The following is a 20941-nucleotide window of genomic DNA, read 5'->3' on the forward strand; positions in this document are numbered from 1 at the left end:
TTCTCCTATCCTGACTTTTTTCTTAGTTATAACTTCTTTCTCTTTTTCTGTTCTCTTGCAGCATATATTGTCAACGCAACAATTGTTAGAAGATATGGTACTAATCGAGTCAGCTGGCTCGGTATATTAAAAATCTGTAAGCTGCTGGCTAATGCATCTGCAAAACCAAATAATAGTGAGGAAAGCAAGGATAATCCCGGAAGGCCCCTTCCCATAGCTTCTGCTGCTAAAGCAATAAATCCTCTCCCTGCCACCATATCCTTTGTGAACATGGATAAATAACCCATAGACATAAATGCTCCACCCATACCAGCAATGGCTCCAGAAAGGAGTAATGCAAACATACGAATTTTCTTTACTGAAATACCAGCAGTTTCAACTGCCTGAGGTAATTCTCCAGCAGCACGGATATAAGTACCTGTGCGCGTTTTATACAAAAATATGCTAAGTAATATCAGTGTGATTATGGCAATATAGGTAAGCGCGTTCTGCCCGGATAAAATATCTCCTAAAACTGGGATATCCTTAATAATAGGAATATTTACATCTGGAATTACTTTACTTGGCAGTTTTGTTGAAACACCTTTATCCCCTGTTAGCAGATAAAGAACGAATACCGTTAGTCCACTTGCCATCAAATTTAGAGCTATGGCAGATAAGAATACATCTGTTCCAAGCTTTAAGTGACAAACCGCTAAAATGCCAGAATAAACCATTCCTGTTAGGATGGCGATTAATAAACCTAACCATGCACTCTGTGTGTATGCACTCCCTACAACTCCCGCCAAAGCTGCCACTAGCATTGTTCCCTCTACACCAATGTTTAAAACACCAGCCCTATCTGAAACTAGTATTGCCATTGTTGCAAATAATATTGGAGTAGTAACTCTTATAACCGAATCAAGGAAAGCGATTGAGAAGATTATATCAACTATTTTGTCCATCTGAAAGCGCCTCCTTTATTATAACCTTTTTCTTTATATGACTTAACAGCGCTGAAGCTGTTACAAGAATAATCATTACTGCCTGTATAACTGTTATAAGTTCTGAAGGAACGTCACCTGATCGAGCCATTACATTTGCTCCTATTCGTAAATATGCTAAAAATATGGCTGCAATAGGTACAAGCTGAGGTTTATTTCCCGCTAAAATTGCAACTATTACACCGTCCCATCCATACCCAGGAAGTGACGTCCATTGAAAACGTCCATACATACCCATTACTTCAACAGCACCGCCAAGGCCAGCTACTGCTCCGCCTGCTAACTGAGAAATAACGATAACTTTTGCTACTTTAATCCCTGAGTAATTGGCATAATCCTTATTTTGCCCAAGAATTCTAATGGAATAGCCAGTTTTAGTTCTATATAAAAACACATAACTTATAATGACTAAAATAATAGCAATGATAATTCCATTATTTACTGAAGTCCCTTGTATAAGGTTTGAAATCTTTGACGCTGCAGGAAGTTGATAGGACGCTAACGCACCAAATTTCGGGTCCCTTATATATGTATTAAGTAAGTATAAGCCCAAGTAAAGAACTATATAATTAAGCATAAGTGATGACACCAGTTCATCCGCATTAAATTTAGCCTTTAATATTCCTGGTATAAAACAAATGATGGCTCCTGTCACTGCACCAATTATCATTGGTACTACTAATGCAAGTCCAACTGGAAGCTGCCAAAGAGTTGCAGCTGCTGCCGCAAACATAGCACCCATAAAAAATGCACCTTCTGCTGCAACATTAAATAAAGAGGCTTGAAACATAATGCAGATGGCAACCCCAGTAAAAGTAAACGTTGAAGCCATAGATATAACGTTTCCAAGATTTCTTTTTGATGAAAATGGACCTGTAAGCAGGTCTGAAATGGAGTCTCCTGGATTATTGCTGAAAATCATAATTAATATAAATGCGATAAACAGTGAAATTACTACCGCTAAAATAGTAGTCGCTGAGGAGAACCACAAATTTTTATTCTGCAATTTTTCACGCATGATAAGCCCTCCTTATTTCTTCATCAGACTGAGTCTCAACACCAAGCATATATTTACCCAGTTCCTGCTCACTTATCTTTGAAGGATCTTCAAAGTAAGCCGATAATTTGCCATCATAAATAACAAGCATGGAGTCTGACAGTTTATATAGTTCCTCTAAATCAGCAGAAATTAGCAATACTGCACAGCCTGCATCTCTTAGCTCTACAAGTTTTTCATGTATAAATTTAGCAGCGCCAACGTCTATACCTCTTGTTGGCTGCTCTGCTATAATAAGTTTTACATTCTCCTGGGTAAATTCTCTCGCAACAACAACCTTCTGCATGTTACCACCTGAAAGCATTTCAACTTCTGTCAATGGAGACTTACATTTTATTAAATATTCTTTTACCAGTCTTTGGCTTAACTTTCTAATCGCTTTTGGATCTAAAAGTTTAAACTTATTGTAAATCTCAGGGGACTTTAACTTAGTTGTTATAAGATTGTCCTCAATAGACAGCTGCTTTGTAATCCCCAAAGTCATTCTGTCACTTGGAATATAGGCTAATCCCAATTCTCTAAGTTTCCGAATATGCTTGCCCCTTGTATCTGTACCAAACATGGTGATTTTACCACTATCAAGTTTCCTAAGATTTGTAATAAGCTCAACCAGCTCATTTTGCCCATTGCCTTCAACTCCTGCAATTCCCATAATTTCACCTGCTCTTACAGTAAATGATATACCATCAACCACTGCCTTTTTATCTGAGTCCACATGCCTTACATTGTCTACTTGCAATATACAATCCGTAGGTTTAGCAGGTTTTTTTTCTAATACTGATGAATATTGCGTTCCCATCATAAGGGCAGAAATTTCAGTTTCTGTTACATCAGCAGTATTTACCGTTGTGATCATCTTTCCTGATCTCATAACGCTGATTCTATCTGAAATCTCTTTTACCTCTCTTAATTTATGTGTAATGAAGATAACGGTAAAGCCCTGTTCTTTTAAATGTTTTAACTGTGCAAATAGTTCTGTTGTCTCTTGCGGCGTTAAAACGGCTGTAGGTTCATCTAAAATTAAAATCTTTGCACCTCTGTAAAGTGCTTTTAATATTTCTACCTTCTGCTTTATTCCTACAGGTAAATCCCTTACTACGCTATCTGGATTAATTTTCATGTTAAATTTTTCTGAAAGGGCTAAAACTCTTTCTTTTGTTTCATTTTTATCAACAAAACCATTTTTAATCGGTTCATAACCAAGTGCAATATTTTCTCGTACACTAAATGACTCTACCAGCATAAAGTGCTGATGTACCATCCCAATTCCCTTTGCCATCGCATCCTGTGGCGATTGAAAATTCTGTGTTTCTCCCTCTAATATAAGTTCACCATGATCTGGCTTCTCCAGCCCAAACAAAATTTTCATTAAGGTACTTTTCCCTGCCCCATTTTCACCTACTAGAGCATGAATTTCACCTTTTTTAATGGAGAAACTTATTCTTTGATTAGCATAAACGCCATTCCCATATATCTTAGAAATTTCTCTCATTTCCAATAATTCAGCCATATATTTTTCCTCTTATACAACAACGAAGCTGCTTTATATCCCTGACCACATCTCATAGTCCCCAAAAGCAGCCCCGTTGAATTAGTTTTTGTTAATTATTATAGCGCAACTGATGCCTTTAAAGCAGTTATTTCTTCTGTTGACATATCAAACGCACTCTTAACTTTTATGTCACCATTTTGAATCTTTTTCTCTAAGCCGGCCATCATATCAATAGTATCCTGTGGAACAATGCTTCTGAAAACTTCGTTATCAGCAAGGCTAACGGCATTATCTGCCATACCTAAAGCTTCTGTTTTTCCATATGGAAGAGTTCCATCCTGATGCTTTTTAATCGCTCTTAAAAGCACCTGGTCAATATTCTTCATTGCTGATGTTACAATAATCTTGCTTGCTTCTGGATCATCTTTCTGCAATGCCATAGCTTGATCAGCATCTACACCAATTGCTAAAGTATTTTTGTCCTTACATGCATCAATAACACCAAGGCCTGCCTGTGCTGCACAGTGGAATACTACTGCAGATCCAGCATTTATCTGAGCTGTTGCTAATTCTTTTGCTCTTGCTGTATCAGAGAAATCCCCAATCATTGATGTAATAACTTTAGTACCTGGAACAGTTTCCGTAGCTCCCTGAATATAACCAACTAGGAAGTCGTTTAATACAGGAATATCCATAGCAGATACTGCTGAAATAGTACCTGAACCATTTGTTTTTTCTTTATCCTGTGCCAATGTAGCTGCTAACGCGCCTGCAAGATACATCATTTCGTTTTGCTTAAATGTGATAGAATATACATTATCAGCCTTTACTTCTGAATCGAAGATAATAAATTTCTTATCTGGGTATTCTGGTGCAACTTTCTGAAGTAACTCCTGCATCTGGTATGTACCAACAACAATTACATCATAATCAGAATCACAAGCTTCATAAAGATCTGATTCCCAAACCGTGTTATCAAAACCCATTTCTACCACTTTAGTTTCACAACCAAGTTGGTCCTTAATAAGTTTCATACCATTATTGGCTGAATCGAAGAATGATTTGTCTCCTAAGTTACCATTTAATAGACACTCAACTTTTAATGTTTTACTATCCTTAGCAGGTTTTTCGGAAGCTTTGCTGCCACAACCAGCTAATGAAGTCATTATTAATGCAGTCACTAATAATAAGCTAAGAATTTTTTTCATTTTTTCCTCCTCTTAGGGATTACCCTAAATCACATTATTTTATTGTCAATTTTCTATAATTGATTGACAATTAACAAAAATCGGTAATTTCCATTTTATACTTCTTATACATAAATTTCAACTTAATTTAAAATATGCCAAATTTGTTTTTTATTTCTTTTACTTGATCCTGATTTATTGGTTTTAGTTCACTTCCAAGCAATTTTGCATTTATAACCGCAGCTGCACTAAACTCTACTACCTCAAGTTTATCAAATGCATTAAAAAGACTATTTCCTGTACAGATATAACAGTCATTTTCAACAATTGCAACTGGGGATTTTAATTTAAAGTATTGCGCTAAATCTTCTTGTTGATTAATTGTTGCTCCAAAAGGAAATTTAGTAATATCTTCTCGCAATACGATATAACATTCTGGAATAGTTTTTAAATCATATTCTAAATCGGTTACAGCAAAAACCATGGCATTTTCTGGGGCAGCCATTATTATAGCGTTTATGTCTGGATTTTCGTCGTAAATTTTTTTATGCAGCGTAACGCTCTTAGAGGGGATTTTTCCCTCTTCTACTGCCACCCCTCGAACCTTAACAACTTCATCCACAGTAAGCTGTGCATTGTCAGCCCCACTTTCTGTAATCAAAAAACTATGGCTATTTAGCCGGGAAGAAATTACTCCAATATTCTGAGTAAACAAATCTCTTCGATATGCTCTTTCACAGAAATCACAAATCAGCTCTCTTAACTGCATTTCCTTTTCAGGAATTTCTGCTTGGTTAAACGTTTCAACTTTAGGGCATGAAGCATTGTTGTAATGTTCGAGCTGCTCCTGTGAAATGAGATTCGGGCGTTTTCCCAAAAAATTCTGCGCTTTTGCCTGTATCCTGATACTAAAATCTAAATCTTTAAAAATACCAAACGCATCTCGCAGTCCAATTTTGCTGGCGACAAACGCTCCATGATTTTCAAGTATTGCAACATTAGTCTGCTTATTTTCCTTAAATTCTTTCGCTACATTATTTCTGAGCTCCTCACTGCCAGGACATCCGTAAGCCGCCAATCTAATATTTTTAACAGAATTAGCAACCTGTGGTATAATCATAGTTTCAGGCAATTCTCTAAGAAGACTGACCGCCACTAGCCCTGCAGGATGTGCGTGAACAACGGCCTTAAATTCAGGTCTATCCGCAAGGATAGATTGATGTATTCCTGTCTCCACTGAAGGCTTTTTCGTCCCTTCTATCTTCCCATCTGGTAATATCTTTAAAATATCACTAATCTCATATCTCCCTTTATCTCCTCCAGAAGGGGTTACCCATATATTCCCTTCCTGATCTTTTAAGGACAAATTTCCTCCAGAAACTGTAGTAAGCTTGGAATCATAAATACGCGACATAATTTTGCAAAGTTGTTCTGAAGGTTTTAGTTTTTCAACTTTCATAACCTTTTTTCTCCCTTAAGCATTTTTTGATATGTAAGGTTTCTTCATGTGATCACAAATCATGTTTACAAATTTTTCTCTATCGATTTTTCTGGATATATGGCAATTTGGTGCTTTATCGGTTAAATGCCAGATGTCTGCCACAATTTCACCTGCTGTAAGCTCATCTCTCGTAGAGATATCTGCCCAAACATGATCATATTCCACCAAATTCTCGTCAATAAGCATTGCAACACAAACTGGATCATGAAGTGGAATCGTAAAGAAATTAAATAATTCTTCATGGCTGTTTCCAAAGAAGTCCATAAGTTCTGCAACTATTACGGAAACTTTGTCTCCCTGTGCTCTAAGTCTTTCCACATCTTCTTTTTCAAAAGTTGCCTTCATCGTAACATCAAGTGTATTTACATAAATATCGCAACCACTGTTAAATACAATTTTAGCTGCTTCAGGATCCAGGAATAAATTAAATTCATTTGAAGAGTTTACATTCCCATCTGTATAAACGACTCCTCCCATAATAATAATTCGTTCAACTTTTTCTTTAATATCTGGTGCCATAATAAATGCAGTAGCAATGTTTGTTAAAGGTGCTGTTGGAATAAGTGTTATTTTTTCCTCGGAAGCCCTCAATGTATCGATAATAAAGTTTACGGCATGCTTTTCCTTTATTGGTGTAATAGGATCTGGAATATAAGGTCCACCTAATCCATCTTCCCCATGAATAGCCACACCTGTTAAACGATAATGCTCCTTCATCATTGGCTTAGGGCATCCCATATATACATCTACATCCGTAACACCTGCGTAATCTAGAACTCTTCTGGCATTTCTTGTTGTGTATTTTATTTCGCTGTTCCCCTGAACTGTTGTTACTCCTAAAATCTGAATATTATCCGCTCTGGATGCAAGCAATAGCGCAATCGCATCATCATGCCCAGGGTCACAGTCCATTATTACCTTAGTTATTTTCTTATTTTCCATAGTTCCTCCATTTTTTTAATGTTTATTATATCTAATCCCAAAGTTTTTCAGGATATAAACCCTTGTCTTTCAGTGACTGGAGTGCATCCACAACCATTTCCTTATCTTCTTTATAAGTAACTCCATACCATTTGTCTGCAGATTTTAATACCTTTACCGTTGCTGCCTCTTCTTTAATCAAAGCATCTACTGCCAAAGGAAGGAAATATTCGCCTTTTAAAGGACTCTCAACTAATGCTTTGTCCAAAAACTTAGGAAATCTTGCATCCATTTCATCAATCATACTTCTGCTAAATCCCCAGAAATTCATAGATACAGGTGTTCCTTTCGAAACATTCTGCCAAGTTTCTCCTTCATCCTCTGTGAATCCAATGTTTCCATCTTCCATCCATTTAATCTTTGTTCGCTCAATAATTTCTTTTAAGAATCCATCCCCAGATGTTTGGCATACACCTCTGGCAACTGTTCCATTTTCAGTAAGAGTGTTTTCTACCTGATAACCTACCATACAATATCTATATTTATCATCATCCTGTGTGTTTGAAAGATAATCATAAATACTCTGGAAAGCCCCTGGGCCATAATAGTCATCTGCATTAATTACCGCAAAAGGCCCATCAATCATTTTTCTACAGCTCAAAACTGCATGACAGGTACCCCATGGTTTTACCCTATCCTCTGGGACACTATATCCTTCAGGAAGATCATGAATATCCTGAAAAGCATAACGAATGTTTAAATGCTTTGCAGCTCTTCCCTCCATAATTTTTTTAAAGTCTTCTTCTATTTCTTTTTTTATAACACAGATAACCTCTTTAAACCCCGCAAGGTATGCATCATATAAAGAAAAATCTATAATTAGTTCCCCCGCAGATCCAACTGGATCCATCTGTTTTAATCCGCCGTATCGGCTACCCATACCAGCTGCCATAATCACTAAAACTGGTTCTTTCATAAATTCACGACCTTTCAAATTCTCTATCCTTATTTCATTCTAGTAGAAAATTTCTACTAACTATACTCCATAAACCTTTTAATTTTATACCAAAATAATGAATTTTGCAACCTTTTCAAATACTGTACCTATGGTATAATAAGTTTTATAAATAAAGAACATAAAAGGGAGGACTTTAGACATGAGATATACTAGCGCTGATGCAGAGAAAAGAGCAGCCTTTGCCGTTGCAGATTTAATGGCAGCTGCAGCAAGAACAGCTCCAAAAGGCTGTGGTGTAGATAACATTGAAGTTGTGATTCTTGATGGAATAGAAAAGGATAAGTTATCCAGTGATATGAGAAGGATTGCTAAAGAAACAGGGGCTGATTTTTTTAATCGTGATGCTGGCAATGTGGATAACAGCCATTGCGTTATTTTAATCGGCATAAAGAATAATCCTTTAGGTTTAGAGAATTGTGGAATATGCGGTTTTGAAAACTGTGGGGTTATGAGAAATGCAGGTGCCAACTGTACATTTAATATAACCGACTTAGGTATAGCTGTAGGTTCAGCCGTGTCTATCGCAGCAGATAACAGAATTGACAACCGTGTGCTCTATTCTGCAGGAAAGACTGCAGTAGAAACAAGTGTCTTCCCTAAAGAGGTAAGAGTAGCTTATGGAATTCCACTTTCAACATCTTCAAAGAGTATTTTCTTTGATAGAGAGCCTGGCTGCGTTCTTGTTTAACTCGAACCCTAATCGATGTTTATAGCTTACTCTGAATTGAGGCTGTAGCCGTTTTATTTTGCTACAGCCTCAGTTCTTTTAGATCAAAATATTATATTTCTGTTTTTTTCGCATTAGTTTGGGTTGAGACATATGAAGAAAGTCTGCAGCTTTTCTGGTCGTTCCAAATTTTTTTAAAGCATATTCTATCAGTTTCTTTTCCTGCTGCTCCATAATCTCATCAAAATTCAGATAAGAGGAAGCCCGCATGTTACGTTTTAATTCCATAACTAAATCTTCATATATATTCTCGTTTAAGACTTCTTGTATATGGTCTCCCGTTATAACATGACTTTTTACGCTGATTACAGCACGATGTATTAGGTTTTCTAACTCTCTGACATTTCCTGGCCAATCATAATCAGCAAGTTTTGTAAGAGCAGCAGCATCAAATTCCTTGTCGATGTTGTAATGCTTACAATAATTGCTAAGGAAGGATGTAGCCAAAGGCACAATATCATCGCTTCGCTCCCGAAGTGGCGGAACTGTAATCGTATAGATATTTAGCCTGTAATACAAATCCTCTCTAAACTTTTCCTGCTCCACAAGCTGCCGCAACGGTATATTGTTTGCACAGATTACACGTACATTAATATTAATAGGCGCTGTTCCACCAACCTTATAAAACTGACTCTCTTGAAGTACTCTCAGAAGTTTTGATTGAAGATTTAATGAAAGCGTGCCAACTTCATCTAAAAACAAAATTCCTCCATTGGCTAACTCAAAATATCCTTTTTTACCACTTGCCTGAGCTCCAGTAAACGAACCTGCCTCGTATCCAAAGAACTCACTTTCAGCAAGGTTCTCTTGAATAGTTGCACAATTAATCTTGATACATGGCTTGTTCTTACGAGTACTGTTTTTGTGTATTAAATCAAGAATTTTTTCTTTCCCAACGCCAGTTTCTCCTTGGATAATAATATTGCAGTCATATTGAGCAATATTTAAGCCTTCATCTACTAAGGCTTTTGTTGTAGAACTTCCGAAAATAAAATCATCTATTTTTTTATTTTTTTCCATTGCTACTACAGTGGATTTTTTTGTTGCCTGACGAAAAGCGATTGATTGTGATTCATAAAGCTTATTCACCCTATCCAGCTCTTTTGCAATGGATATTAGTAAATCAAAGGTATACTTTTCATATCCAAGAACGAACTGTCCCAGTACATAAGTTTCAAGTTCCTTGCTCATACTCTCTGCGATTAGAATGGATTGTGTATAACTATTTTTGAGACTTGTAAAATATAGTTTTCCCTTTTGGCGTGTAAGAATAACGCTTAGAACCTCTGAGCCCTGAAGATCTTCACAATTAATTGTCATGTCATAGTGTTTTTTTTCTTCTTTCAGAACCGCTTTTGACGAATTGATAGGTTGTGCTACATTAAGAACATAGGAAGAATTAGCCCAATATGCTAGTTCGTGTTTAACTTGCTGAGGTGTAAGCGTCCCTATCCCATCCTCGTCAAGAATCACTGTAATATAGCAGTTATCACCGACTGCTTTCTTTATGGAGCAAACATAGGTTATGCTTGAAACTAAATCCTTCCCGATAACAAGATACCGTTGTCCTTCATCAGACACATTATGAATACTATACAAACTCGCTGCTTCGTCAAAGGTAGCCATAGTATAATTCAACTGTAAAGCAGGAGGTATTGTCGTTAATGGCGACGTCATGAAAACAATGCCATAGCCCATTACCGTGAGTTCGCCATAGTTATAGTCAATTTTATGGATTTTATCAATATAAATCGGATGAGCTGTCATGGTTGTCAAACAAAAAATGCTATCCCCTATATGATACTGTGAGCTCTTTTCAAACTCACTTCCCATTTCTTCGATAGTACCATAAAATTGTCCGGCAGTATTTGTAAAAGGATTATGAAGTTTTCCTCTACGATTTATTAAATCTAAAATTTTTGCAATAATCTTAGCCTCATCAAAACCACATTCGCTGCAAAATTGCTGAAAACAGTCTCTTTCTAAATGAATCAATTTTAAAGATACTCTACACTCCGCGGGTGATATTTCTCTATGATTATCAACCTTCCATGCCGTAACTGGAACAGCATCTTTTGGCTCGATTACTCGGCTAAGCCCGAATGTATCATTTGTTATGTTCATTTTTCTTCCTCTCTAACCAGACGAATATATTTCTGACTCATTATATCTTCAATACGAACCAATGTCTATCTTGAATCAATTTTGTATCAAGATAATTAATAATGATTCAGTATTGATTCAAACACTCTTCACCAAAAAATATTTTATACAGACTGAAGCTTGATAACTTACATGTTCTTTGGCATTTATAGTTAAAACATAATAATTGGCATGTAATTTGCTTATTATGTGAGTATCTAATTATGTAATGGAGGAAATATTATGCTAAGAAAAATGCGTGGTGAATTCATGTTGATTATAACAGCTCTGATATGGGGAGTATCTTTTGTTGCCCAACGAGCAGGAATGGAGTACATCGGTCCGTTTGCATTAAACGGAATAAGATGTTTAATTGGCGCTCTTGCTCTGCTTCCTGTTATAATTATAATGAATTGCCAAAGAAAAAAAAGCCAATCCACTGAAAGAGAAATAAAAACAACGGAAATGGAAATTAAATCTGCCAAAAAGAATCTAATTATAGGTGGTTTATCATGTGGTGTTATATTTTTCATATCTAGCTCATTGCAGCAGATTGGAATGGTTTATACCACTGCTGGAAAAGCTGGCTTTATTACAGCATTATACATTGTTATAGTGCCGATTTTAGGAATCTTTCTGAAACACAAGGTTCGTCCAATTCTATGGTTCTGTGTACTATTAGCCACCGCAGGTCTATACTTGCTTTGCATTCAAGAGGGTTTTTCAATAGGCAAAGGTGATCTTCTAATATTGATTTGTGCCTTGGGATTTTCAATACACATTTTAGTAATTGATTATTTTTCGCCAAAAACAGATGGCGTGAAACTATCCTGTGTCCAATTCCTTGTTTGCGGGATTCTTTCCATACCTTTTATGATTGTTTTTGAGAGTATCAATTGGATGAATATTATGAATTGCTGGCTGCCCATATTATATGCGGGCGTTATGTCTTGCGGTATTGCATATACCTTGCAGGTTGTGGCTCAAAATATACTGAGCCTACCGTTACATCCCTGATTCTAAGCTTGGAATCCGTATTTGCAGTAATTGCAGGAATTATTATTCTTCATGAGCAAATTTCTATACGTGAGACTTTTGGATGTATAATAATGTTTGCAGCCATTCTTCTTGCGCAGATTCCATCCCAAGGAAAACTAATTAATAAAACAAGTAAAAAAATGATAAAATATAATTCTGGACTTGATAAAAATTAAGTTTATAAGTTTATGTATAACCTTAATTAATATAAATACAGAGGAGGAATGTAAAATGGCAAAATTTATGATTACTGATGAGTTTTGGGAATTGTTTCCCGAAGCTGAGATTGCTATAGTTCTAGTGAAAGGAATTAAAAATACAGAAGCACATGTGGCCGATGTAAGGCAAGAAATCAACCAACTATTGAAACAGAGTAGCAAAGAAGCAAACAAATTTCTGACAGCGGAGGTGTTCAGCCAAAATAAAGTAATTTCTGTTTGGCGAGAAGCATATCAGCAATTTAAGACAAAAAAAGGTGTCAGATGCTCCATAGAGGCGTTATTGAAACGAGTAGAAAAAGGGATCGGAGTTTCGCCGATAAATCCTTTAGTTGACATCTATAATGCAGTATCACTAACCTATGGACTTCCTTGCGGTGGCGAAGATATTGATACGTTTAAGGGGGATTTACTACTAACAAAAGCAGTTGGTGGAGAACTTTTTCTGGCACTTGGTGATGAGGACTATAATAATGCTTTGCCTGGTGAAGTCATTTATAAAGATGACGAAGGAGCCGTATGCCGATGTTGGAACTGGCGTGATGGTCAGAGAACGATGCTTACTGAAAAGACGGAAAATGCTTTTCTTATTATAGAATCAGTAGATCCTGACAAAAGTGATGACTTAGAAGCAGCTGCATTATTATTAGCGGATCTTACCAAGAAGTATCTTGGAGGTACTACAGAGGTTACTTTTATGAATGTTGTTGACCGGGAACTAACTTTATAGTTAGATATGAGAGGAGATACACATGCGTAGATCGGATCGGCTCATGAGCCAGGAGGACACTTTAAGGGTTCTCAAAGAAGGGAATTATGGAATTCTTGCAACAGTTGATGCGGAGAGGCACCCTTATGGAGTACCTTTAAGTTATGTTTATGTGGACGACTGCATCTATTTCCACAGTACCAGTGAAGGTGGCGGCAAATACAACAATATAAAATATAACAACATAGTTTGTTTTACAGTTGTGGGAAAAACAAAAATTCTGCCAGATAAATTTGGCACTTTATATGAGAGTGCTATTGCTTTCGGAGAGGCTGAGTTAGTTTCCGATGAAGAAGAACGATTAAGGGCTTTCAGAGAATTTCTTAGCAAGTACTGTGCTGATTTTATAAATGAAGGAGAAAAATATATAAAAGCTGCTGCACCAAAAGCAATGGTAATAAAAATCAAAATTAAAAACCTTACAGGGAAACACCGAGTATGATATTTTAACATTTTTTGCTGATTATGATATTATAAAATACTGTGTCCACATCAGGATAAAAGCCAAGGAGATATTTTTATATTTCCTATGGCTTTTTTTATTTCTTTGATTTTAAATATTCCATAACTCTAGGTGCCGCTATGATAAACCAAGGTGCAAATTTTTCTGGATGCTCAGATAATTCTTTTTCCAGTTCTGAAAAGGTAGCCCACCTCATATCTTCTACTTCCTCAGGATTTAATACAAAATCTCCATTGTATTCTCCAATCATTACATGATCATACTCATGCTCATATAAATTCTCATCAAATTTATGTTCATACTCAAAGCAAAAAATTTCTTTTACCTTACATTTTATGCCTGTTTCTTCAAAGAGCCTTTCTTCTGCATCTGAAGTTATCCCCATATTATCCCCAGGGTGTGAACAACATGTATTTGCCCATAATCCTCCAGAATGATATTTATCAAACGCCCTCTGCTGAATTAATAACTTATCTTCATGATATAAAAATATAGAAAAGGCCCTATGGAGTAATGGACTCCTGTGAGCCTCCAATTTTGTGGCTTTACCTATAGGCATATTGCTGCAATCCACTAAAAGGACCTCATTCCTTAATATCTCTTCCCTTTTTGTCATAATTTCTAATCCTCAATTTTATTAGAATTTTTCTTGTTTTTAGGACTTTTCCACCTGTCTATAACAGAAATTGCTACCATCAATATGGCTAATCCTAACGACCAACCACCTAAAACGTCTGTAGGATAATGCACACCTACATATATTCTGCTAAACCCAATTACTAAAATTAATACTATAAATAGATTTCCAACTATCTTATACACAATTTTATCCACAGTTGTGTGGAAAAGTAAATATGCGAACATCCCATAAAATACAAGGCCTGAGCACGAATGTCCACTAGGGAAACTAAATCCTCCCTGTAAAATCAAGAAGTTTTCCACAGGTGGTCTGGGCCGATGCACCACTACTTTAATCATGGTTTGTATCGTTGCTGAACAAGAAACTGCAATACCAAGTGGCATCCCGTATTCCACTCTAGTTTTCTTAAAAAATAATAATACTATGCAAAATAATGTAATGGTATTTGGATTTCCCAAATACGTTATACCAGTTAAAATTGGATTTAAATATTGATTTCTTAATCCAATGATTGTATTCCTTATAATTGTATCAAAAACTAATGGCTCCACTGTTGCCATTGAGTTCATTACATAAAACGCTATAAAAGCGAAGCATAGCAATGCTCCGCTCAAAACAACCATTCTTTTTAAACTCATAAAGCCCCCAACGCTATCGTTCTATTTATATTTGACAGCAGTGCCGTAAGCAATAATTTCAGCTGCTCCCTGCATTATCGCTGATGATGAAAATTGAATCTGTAAAATTGCATCTGCCCCAAGTTTTTCTGCTTCATCAACCATTCGCTTAGTTGCAATTTGCCGTGCCTCTGTCAGCATTTCTGTATATCCTGACAATTCGCCTCCTACAAGCCCTTTTACACCAGCCATTATATCTCTTCCAACATTCTTTGACTGTACTACATTTCCCTTAACAATTCCAATTACCTCTATATCTTTTCCTGGAATATAATTAATATTTACTAGCAGCATTCTCTTCTCCTCCTTTTATTTCTTTTATCCTTTGAATTAAGACTACTATTATTAAAACAGCTCCTACTATAGGGCCAATTAATATAAATATGGCTACTGCCATAGGTAACAGATTCTTCATTACAGCTGTAAATAAAAGTATCGACATGCCTAGTCCATAAATTATTGTTATTACTGCAATGACAATAGGTGCAATAAATTTATTCATACTATACCACCTTAAAATATACTCTTTTCGTAACATTATACTACACCTTTATTTTAATTAGTAATTAATATTTTATTAATTATATGTTATGATTAAAAGTAGAATGGAGAAATAAAGATGAAAATTATAAGAAATATACCTATGATTGTTGAATTTGTTTCAGCACTCCCAGAACTAAAAAAACATAAAAAAAACATATATAAATATAGGGCTCTTGAAGATCTTGAGAAAGAAAAAGAATATATATTGAAAGCTACTTCTACCTGGGGAAAACGAATTTTAAATGATTTAAATATCCACTTAAATATAATTGGAGAAGAAAATATGCCAGAAAACGGTCCTGTGGTATTTGTTGCTAACCATCAGGGTTATGGTGATATCCCCACATGCTGCGCCGCTTTAGATAAATTCCAAACTGGATTTATTGCTAAAAGCAGTCTTAGTAAATTGCCTCTTTATGGCGAGTGGATAAAAAATATCAGAAGTGTTATGATTGATCGGGAAGATCCAAGAGAATCACTCAGAGCTTTTGAAACAGCAATTGATTTTATAAAACAAGGTTTTTCAATCGTTGTTTTTCCAGAAGGTCACAGAAGCAAGGGCGCCGAAATGGGTGAATTTAAAAAAGGAAGCTTAAGACTTGCTACAAAACCTGGCGTTCCTATCGTGCCTATTTCTATAAATGGCACTTACAAACTTTTTGAGGAAAAAGGCTATATGCAGGGTGACTTTACAGTTGACTTTCTTATTCATCCAGCAATTCAAACTTCTGGGCTATCTAGATCTGAGGCTTCTAATTTAGCCGAGACAGTAGAACAGATTGTAAAAAAAGGCCTAAACGATTTAAAAAATAACAAATAGTCCATAAACTATTTATATATTATAAAATAATAATTATTCCTATAAAAGCTGAAAGAAAAACAAGTATCGATTTTTCTTTATATTTCAAAATTGTAACCATGGCAAAAACCAATCCCAACAAGCCTTGAACTGTAATAATAAACCACATAATCGGAAAATTAAACATCATTTTCAACAATTCAAAAATTATAACAGTAATGCCAAGGCTTGCTGCCCATCGGCCCAGCTCTGTTTCTGGCCATATAGTAAATTCCATAGTTGGTCTCCTTCCAATCATGTTGTTTTACTATTATATCCCATAAAAACCATTCTAATTCTTAACACCAAATAAGTATATTTAACTATGCTTATGTGTCTTTGCTCATACAAAAAGCTGATTGATGAACTATTCAGCTTGATAAATTTTTTCACTTATTTCTTTAACTTCAATTCTTTAACAATATCTTTATAATATAAAATTTCAGTTTTATCCTTAAAATTAAGTATAACACAATTATCATCATCCAAATTCTTTCTGAAATATTCATTATATTCAATTCCATAGGAAAATTGGTTTGGGTACTCCCCTCTGTCATCTATAATACTACTGAAACATTCTCTAAAATTAATAACTTTTTCAGGTCCAAAGGCATGTCTATCCAATATTGGAGTTAAAGTTCTTCCATCTAAAAGTTCAAACTCAATGTAGATACTCCCATCCTTATAATCATAATGTATATTCATATCTTCTGAATTTACTTTCCAACCGAAAGTAAAAAAATACAAATAAACACCTACAAGCATTGCACAAATTAAAACTGTAGCTACCACTGATTTTAATATTCTTCTATTCAACTTTTTAAAAGGCTTAATTCTGTCTTCATCAAATATGATACGCTGGGACTTCATTTCCACTCTCATGTGATCATAAATATCATTGCATAAAGAACATTCATTTATATGCTTTTCTATTTCTAAATTACTTTCCTCACTAGTCAGTCCATCAATATAACTTGGCAGTAAATCTCTGATTATTTCACACTTCATCTTGTTCTCTCCTCCTTTACAATCTTCTGTTTTGCTCTATAAAAGGTTACTCTTGCCCAATTTTCATTTTTAGAAAAAACTTCACCTATTTCCTTAAATGAAAATGCTCCTGTTATACGAAGAAGTACTACTTCTTTTGACGTTTCATCTAAAATATGTACTGCTTTAATCACTTTCATTTTCTCAAACTTTAAACATATTTTTTCAGGCAGTTCTAAATCAGGTAAAACGATATCTTCATTAAGCGTAGATGTTTTTCTTCGTTTACTTTTTTCAATTTCCTGATACCACAAATGCTTTGCAATTTGACACAGCCAGGTTGATACTTTACAGGTGCCATTATATTTTTTAGATGATTTGACTGCTTGGTAATAAGTTTCCTGAGTCAATTCCTCTGCAAGCTCTGCATTATTGCAAAGACTCATCAAAAATTTGTAAATCATTTTTGCGTATTCATTATAAATATCATCTACGTTGAGCATTTTATATCACCTCCTTCACAACATGTATCCGACTACTCTATATTTCGTTACATAGAAAATAAAAAAGTATAAACAAAAAATAAAAACCACCATAATAGTTTTCTTACTATATATGCTGAATTAAAAAACAGATAAAAATTAGGAGTAGGATCAAAAACTTTTTTTGATCCTACTCCTTTATAATTCCTACATGGGTGTTCTAAACCCTTTGCCTAATATATTACTTGAATTGGTTATTATAACGAAAGCATGTTTATCATTTATATTGATAAAATCTCTAAGCTGTTTTGCCTGTGCACGGTTAACTACTGACATTAACACAAATCTTTCGTGATTGTCATATGTTCCAATACAGCTATGCTTCGTTACTCCTCTCTTCAATTCACTGTGTATAAATTCACTTATTTCACTTGGCTTATCCGTAATAATTGTAAAGCATTTTGAAATATTAATACCTTCCATTACGTTATCTACAACAACTGCTTTTGATAAAAGTCCAAGTATAGAAAATAAACCAGTGGTGATTCCGAACATAATTCCACTAGTTATGGCTATAAGTGCATCTGTACAAAACAAAGCTTTTCCTATATCCAAAGCGGTAAACTTTTTCAAAATCATAGCGATTATATCCGTACCGCCACTACTGGCTGAATAGTTAAATAAAATCGCAGAGCCTATTGCTGGAAGTATTACAGCAAAGACTAACTCCATTAATGGCTCATTAGTCAGCGGGCCATTCAAAGGAATGATTTCTTGAAAAAATGTAACAAAAAAAGATAAAACTACAGAACCATATAGAGTTCTTATTCCAAAAGAGGTCCCTAAAAATATAAAACCTACAACCAGTAGCAGCATATTTATTAACGCCATTAAAGTTGCCTTTGACATAGGCACTACACTGGCAAGTAGAATAGAAATACCACTAACACCACCAGTTGAAAAATTGTTTGGCATTTTAAAAAAATACACACCAGTTGCTACTAAAAATAGCCCTAATGTTATAAAAGAATAATCAATTAAAACTCTTTTCCAGTTCATTTCTTTTTTTATTATATTCATTCTTATTTTCCAATTCCAAGTCCAAATCTCTCTTTTACTCTAGACATAGTTGCCTCAGAAATAGCATTAGCCTTTTCTGCACCTTCTTTTAATGCTATAATTAGTTCTTCGGAATTTCTGATATCTTCAAACCTTTCTCTTATTGGTCTTAGTGCTTCGGAAGTTACCTGAACTAAATCTTTTTTAAAATCCCCATATCCGCAGCCTTCATACTTTTTCTCAATATCTTGTACAGTAATTCCTGAAAAAGAGCTGTAGATATTAAGTAAATTACTTATACCAGGCTTGTTTACAATATCAAAACGAATAATTCCTTCAGAGTCTGTGGTGGATTTCATAATTGCCTTTTTAATTTTTGATTCATCATCAAGAAGAGAAATCTTGCTAAGTGGGTTTTCTGCACTTTTACTCATCTTTCTTGTAGGATCATCCAATGCCATGATTCTGGCACCTTCCTTTAGGAATCTTCCCTCAGGAATTACAAAGGTTTCTCCATACTTATTATTTATTCTCATAGCAAGATCTCTGCATAATTCAATATGCTGTTTCTGATCATTTCCAACAGGAACTATATTACAATCATATAAAAGAATATCGGCTGCCATTAATACAGGATATGAAAACAATCCTGTAGGTGCAGATTCTTTTCCCTTGCTCTTATCTTTAAACTGAGTCATTCTGGAAAGTTCACCTGTGTATGAATTGCAAGTTAATACCCATGATAATTCAGCATGACCAGGAACATCAGATTGAACAAAGACAGTAGCTTTGTTTGGATCAATCCCGATTGCCATATACAAAGCAGCCACATCAAGTGTGTGTTTTCTAAGTTCTTTTGGATCCTGTGGCACAGTTATTGAATGCATATCTACTATGCAGTAAATACAGTCGTTATCATTTTGTAATTCAACAAACTGCTTTAACGCTCCTAAATAATTTCCTATGTGTATATTACCTGTAGGCTGTACGCCTGAAAAAACTCGTTTCATCTTATTTTTCCTCCGTTTAACGATTTAATTCCTCGTGAAACTTTTTTCTTATATTCTTTTCTGCTCTAGATATAGTCATCTGTGATACCCCTAAAGCGTCTGCTATTTCTGCCTGAGTTTTATTTCCTAAATATCGAAGCTTAAAAACCTTCTTTTCTTTTTCATTAAGAGTTTTAAATACCGTCTTTATAACTTCAAAGTCTTCAATACTACTATATCCCTTTTCTTCAATAGACGCAAACTTATCAAAGGTTAGAACCTCGTCAGTTTCAGTAGTTTGATTTAATGAGTATGTAGCATAAGCTTTTCCACTTTCCACTGCTTCAATAATTTCTTCATTTGATAAGTCAAGATGCTTTGCTAATTCATCAACAGTCGGTGTTCTTCCAAGCTTTTCGGTAAGATCTTCTTTTGCAGCAGGTATTTTGAGACTTATCTCCTTTGTCCTGCGAGGAACTTTCATACTCCATTCCTTATCTCTGAAATGCTTTTTTATTTCTCCCAAAATTGTGGGCGTAGCAAAGCTAGAGAACTCAAAGCCCTTTTCAGGATCAAATCTGTCAACGGCAGAAACGAGAGCCATTGCACCTACTTGATAAAGATCATCATAGTCTACACCTTTATTCATATATTTTCTTATGAGAATTTCCACCATATACAGATAAGTCTCTACAATTTGATTTCTTATATCAACACTTCTGCTTTTTCTGTACTGTAGGAATACTTGTTGGTTCATCATTTGTTCTTCACCATTACTATGCTTTTTTGTTCATCACTTGCATTTTTAATTTCAACTTTATCCATAAGCGTTTTTATAACAATCATTGCCAAATCACCATCTTGAGGACAATTTTTACAAGGTCTGTATTCTTTTACTAAGTCTCTTCCGTTACCAATATCTGTAACCAAAATTTCTATTTTGTCTTCATGAAGTTCACAAGACACTTCATACATATTTGTCCAAGCATTGAACCCATGACACGTAATAGCCTTGCAGGCCTCATCTACAGCAAGCTTTATGTCATCCACAGCTTCCACGTCAAAACCAGCATTGCTTGCAAGTGCAGCAATACCCATTCTAACAACTTTAATATATTCCGGTTTTCCCGTAACTGTAAATTTAATACAATCTGCCATTTTTATACTTTCTCCTTGATTTGGTCATAATAGGAAGTAGGAATCATCATAA

General features: G+C 35.1%; 23 protein-coding genes and 1 pseudogene. 5 read left to right on the top strand and 19 right to left on the bottom strand.

The features are described from left to right. Positions 1-26: 26 nt before the first annotated feature. The 7 genes from RTW14_RS12820 to RTW14_RS12850 all read right to left on the bottom strand — a co-directional run bounded on the left by RTW14_RS12820 (position 27) and on the right by RTW14_RS12850 (position 8117). On the bottom strand, positions 27-944 hold the full coding sequence (locus RTW14_RS12820) for an ABC transporter permease (RefSeq protein ID WP_312652012.1): 918 nt from the start codon (positions 942-944) through the stop codon (positions 27-29). Further along, positions 928-2001 carry an ABC transporter permease gene (locus RTW14_RS12825; protein ID WP_312652014.1) on the bottom strand — a complete coding sequence of 358 codons (1074 nt, stop codon included), beginning with the start codon at positions 1999-2001 and terminating at the stop codon, positions 928-930. Before RTW14_RS12825 ends, RTW14_RS12820 begins: the two co-directional genes overlap by 17 nt. Then, positions 1994-3550: an ABC transporter ATP-binding protein gene (locus RTW14_RS12830; RefSeq protein WP_312652016.1), complete on the bottom strand. Its 1557-nt coding sequence runs from the start codon at positions 3548-3550 to the stop codon at positions 1994-1996. The genes RTW14_RS12825 and RTW14_RS12830 overlap by 8 nt, the downstream gene beginning before the upstream one ends. A 98-nt stretch (positions 3551-3648) precedes the next feature. Further along, entirely contained in the window at positions 3649-4740 is a 1092-nt protein-coding gene (locus RTW14_RS12835; protein WP_312652017.1) for a BMP family ABC transporter substrate-binding protein, read from the bottom strand. Positions 4741-4867: 127 nt separating this feature from the next. Then, a complete protein-coding gene (locus RTW14_RS12840) occupies positions 4868-6178 on the bottom strand; it encodes a class II aldolase/adducin family protein (RefSeq protein WP_312652018.1) in 1311 nt (436 codons plus the stop codon). Positions 6179-6193: 15 nt separating this feature from the next. Continuing rightward, positions 6194-7162, bottom strand: a complete 969-nt coding sequence (locus tag RTW14_RS12845) for a nucleoside hydrolase (protein ID WP_312652019.1) — start codon at positions 7160-7162, stop codon at positions 6194-6196. Between the two features lie 31 nt (positions 7163-7193). Then, positions 7194-8117 (bottom strand): sugar phosphate nucleotidyltransferase, encoded by a 924-nt coding sequence (locus tag RTW14_RS12850; RefSeq protein WP_312652020.1) that lies wholly within the window; start codon positions 8115-8117, stop codon positions 7194-7196. A gap of 181 nt (positions 8118-8298) precedes the next feature. Between RTW14_RS12850 and RTW14_RS12855 the strand changes: the two genes are divergently transcribed. Next, positions 8299-8847: a ferredoxin domain-containing protein gene (locus RTW14_RS12855; RefSeq protein WP_312652021.1), complete on the top strand. Its 549-nt coding sequence runs from the start codon at positions 8299-8301 to the stop codon at positions 8845-8847. A gap of 78 nt (positions 8848-8925) precedes the next feature. Here the strand turns inward: RTW14_RS12855 and RTW14_RS12860 are convergent, their stop codons facing one another. Further along, entirely contained in the window at positions 8926-11010 is a 2085-nt protein-coding gene (locus tag RTW14_RS12860; RefSeq protein WP_312652022.1) for a sigma-54 interaction domain-containing protein, read from the bottom strand. Positions 11011-11298: 288 nt separating this feature from the next. Between RTW14_RS12860 and RTW14_RS12865 the strand changes: the two are divergent. From RTW14_RS12865 to RTW14_RS12875, 3 genes and pseudogenes are all read left to right on the top strand, one after another. Further along, positions 11299-12242, top strand: a pseudogene (locus RTW14_RS12865) (DMT family transporter). A 55-nt stretch (positions 12243-12297) separates the two neighbouring features. Further along, the gene (locus RTW14_RS12870) at positions 12298-13014 is read left to right on the top strand and encodes a B3/B4 domain-containing protein (RefSeq protein ID WP_312652024.1); all 717 of its coding nucleotides are present in this window, start codon (positions 12298-12300) and stop codon (positions 13012-13014) included. A gap of 22 nt (positions 13015-13036) precedes the next feature. After that, positions 13037-13495, top strand: a complete 459-nt coding sequence (locus tag RTW14_RS12875; RefSeq protein ID WP_312652026.1) for a pyridoxamine 5'-phosphate oxidase family protein — start codon at positions 13037-13039, stop codon at positions 13493-13495. 97 nt (positions 13496-13592) lie between these two features. Here RTW14_RS12875 and idi read toward each other — a convergent pair whose 3' ends face one another. From idi to RTW14_RS12895, 4 genes are read right to left on the bottom strand one after another with little or no spacing between them, the layout of a single operon-like run. Beyond that, positions 13593-14132, bottom strand: a complete 540-nt coding sequence (gene idi, locus RTW14_RS12880) for an isopentenyl-diphosphate Delta-isomerase (protein ID WP_312652028.1) — start codon at positions 14130-14132, stop codon at positions 13593-13595. A 5-nt stretch (positions 14133-14137) separates the two neighbouring features. Then, positions 14138-14794, bottom strand: coding sequence for a phosphatase PAP2 family protein (locus RTW14_RS12885; protein WP_312652030.1), 657 nt, complete (start codon positions 14792-14794; stop codon positions 14138-14140). 21 nt (positions 14795-14815) lie between these two features. Next, entirely contained in the window at positions 14816-15127 is a 312-nt protein-coding gene (locus RTW14_RS12890) for a YbjQ family protein (protein ID WP_312652032.1), read from the bottom strand. Beyond that, complete coding sequence (locus RTW14_RS12895) at positions 15108-15335, bottom strand: hypothetical protein (RefSeq protein ID WP_312652034.1); 228 nt, start codon at positions 15333-15335, stop codon at positions 15108-15110. Before RTW14_RS12895 ends, RTW14_RS12890 begins: the two co-directional genes overlap by 20 nt. 117 nt (positions 15336-15452) lie before the next feature. Here RTW14_RS12895 and RTW14_RS12900 point away from each other — a divergent pair, with 117 nt between their 5' ends. Next, positions 15453-16196: a lysophospholipid acyltransferase family protein gene (locus tag RTW14_RS12900; protein ID WP_312652036.1), complete on the top strand. Its 744-nt coding sequence runs from the start codon at positions 15453-15455 to the stop codon at positions 16194-16196. A gap of 19 nt (positions 16197-16215) precedes the next feature. On the opposite strand, the gene RTW14_RS12905 is transcribed toward RTW14_RS12900, so the two are convergent. From RTW14_RS12905 to RTW14_RS12935, 7 genes are all read right to left on the bottom strand, one after another. Then, entirely contained in the window at positions 16216-16452 is a 237-nt protein-coding gene (locus RTW14_RS12905) for a hypothetical protein (RefSeq protein ID WP_312652038.1), read from the bottom strand. A gap of 155 nt (positions 16453-16607) precedes the next feature. Then, a complete protein-coding gene (locus RTW14_RS12910) occupies positions 16608-17222 on the bottom strand; it encodes a zf-HC2 domain-containing protein (RefSeq protein WP_312652040.1) in 615 nt (204 codons plus the stop codon). Then, positions 17219-17704, bottom strand: a complete 486-nt coding sequence (locus RTW14_RS12915; RefSeq protein ID WP_312652042.1) for an RNA polymerase sigma factor — start codon at positions 17702-17704, stop codon at positions 17219-17221. The genes RTW14_RS12910 and RTW14_RS12915 overlap by 4 nt, the downstream gene beginning before the upstream one ends. A 186-nt stretch (positions 17705-17890) precedes the next feature. Beyond that, complete coding sequence (locus RTW14_RS12920) at positions 17891-18763, bottom strand: YitT family protein (RefSeq protein WP_312652043.1); 873 nt, start codon at positions 18761-18763, stop codon at positions 17891-17893. 2 nt (positions 18764-18765) lie between these two features. Then, positions 18766-19752, bottom strand: a complete 987-nt coding sequence (gene trpS / locus RTW14_RS12925; protein WP_312652045.1) for a tryptophan--tRNA ligase — start codon at positions 19750-19752, stop codon at positions 18766-18768. 16 nt (positions 19753-19768) lie between these two features. Then, positions 19769-20491 (bottom strand): SigB/SigF/SigG family RNA polymerase sigma factor, encoded by a 723-nt coding sequence (locus RTW14_RS12930; RefSeq protein WP_312652047.1) that lies wholly within the window; start codon positions 20489-20491, stop codon positions 19769-19771. Further along, a complete protein-coding gene (locus tag RTW14_RS12935) occupies positions 20488-20889 on the bottom strand; it encodes an ATP-binding protein (protein WP_312652049.1) in 402 nt (133 codons plus the stop codon). Before RTW14_RS12935 ends, RTW14_RS12930 begins: the two co-directional genes overlap by 4 nt. Positions 20890-20941: the final 52 nt, after the last annotated feature.

The organism is Aminipila sp. (assembly GCF_032051575.1).
Lineage (GTDB): Bacteria > Bacillota > Clostridia > Peptostreptococcales > Anaerovoracaceae > Aminipila.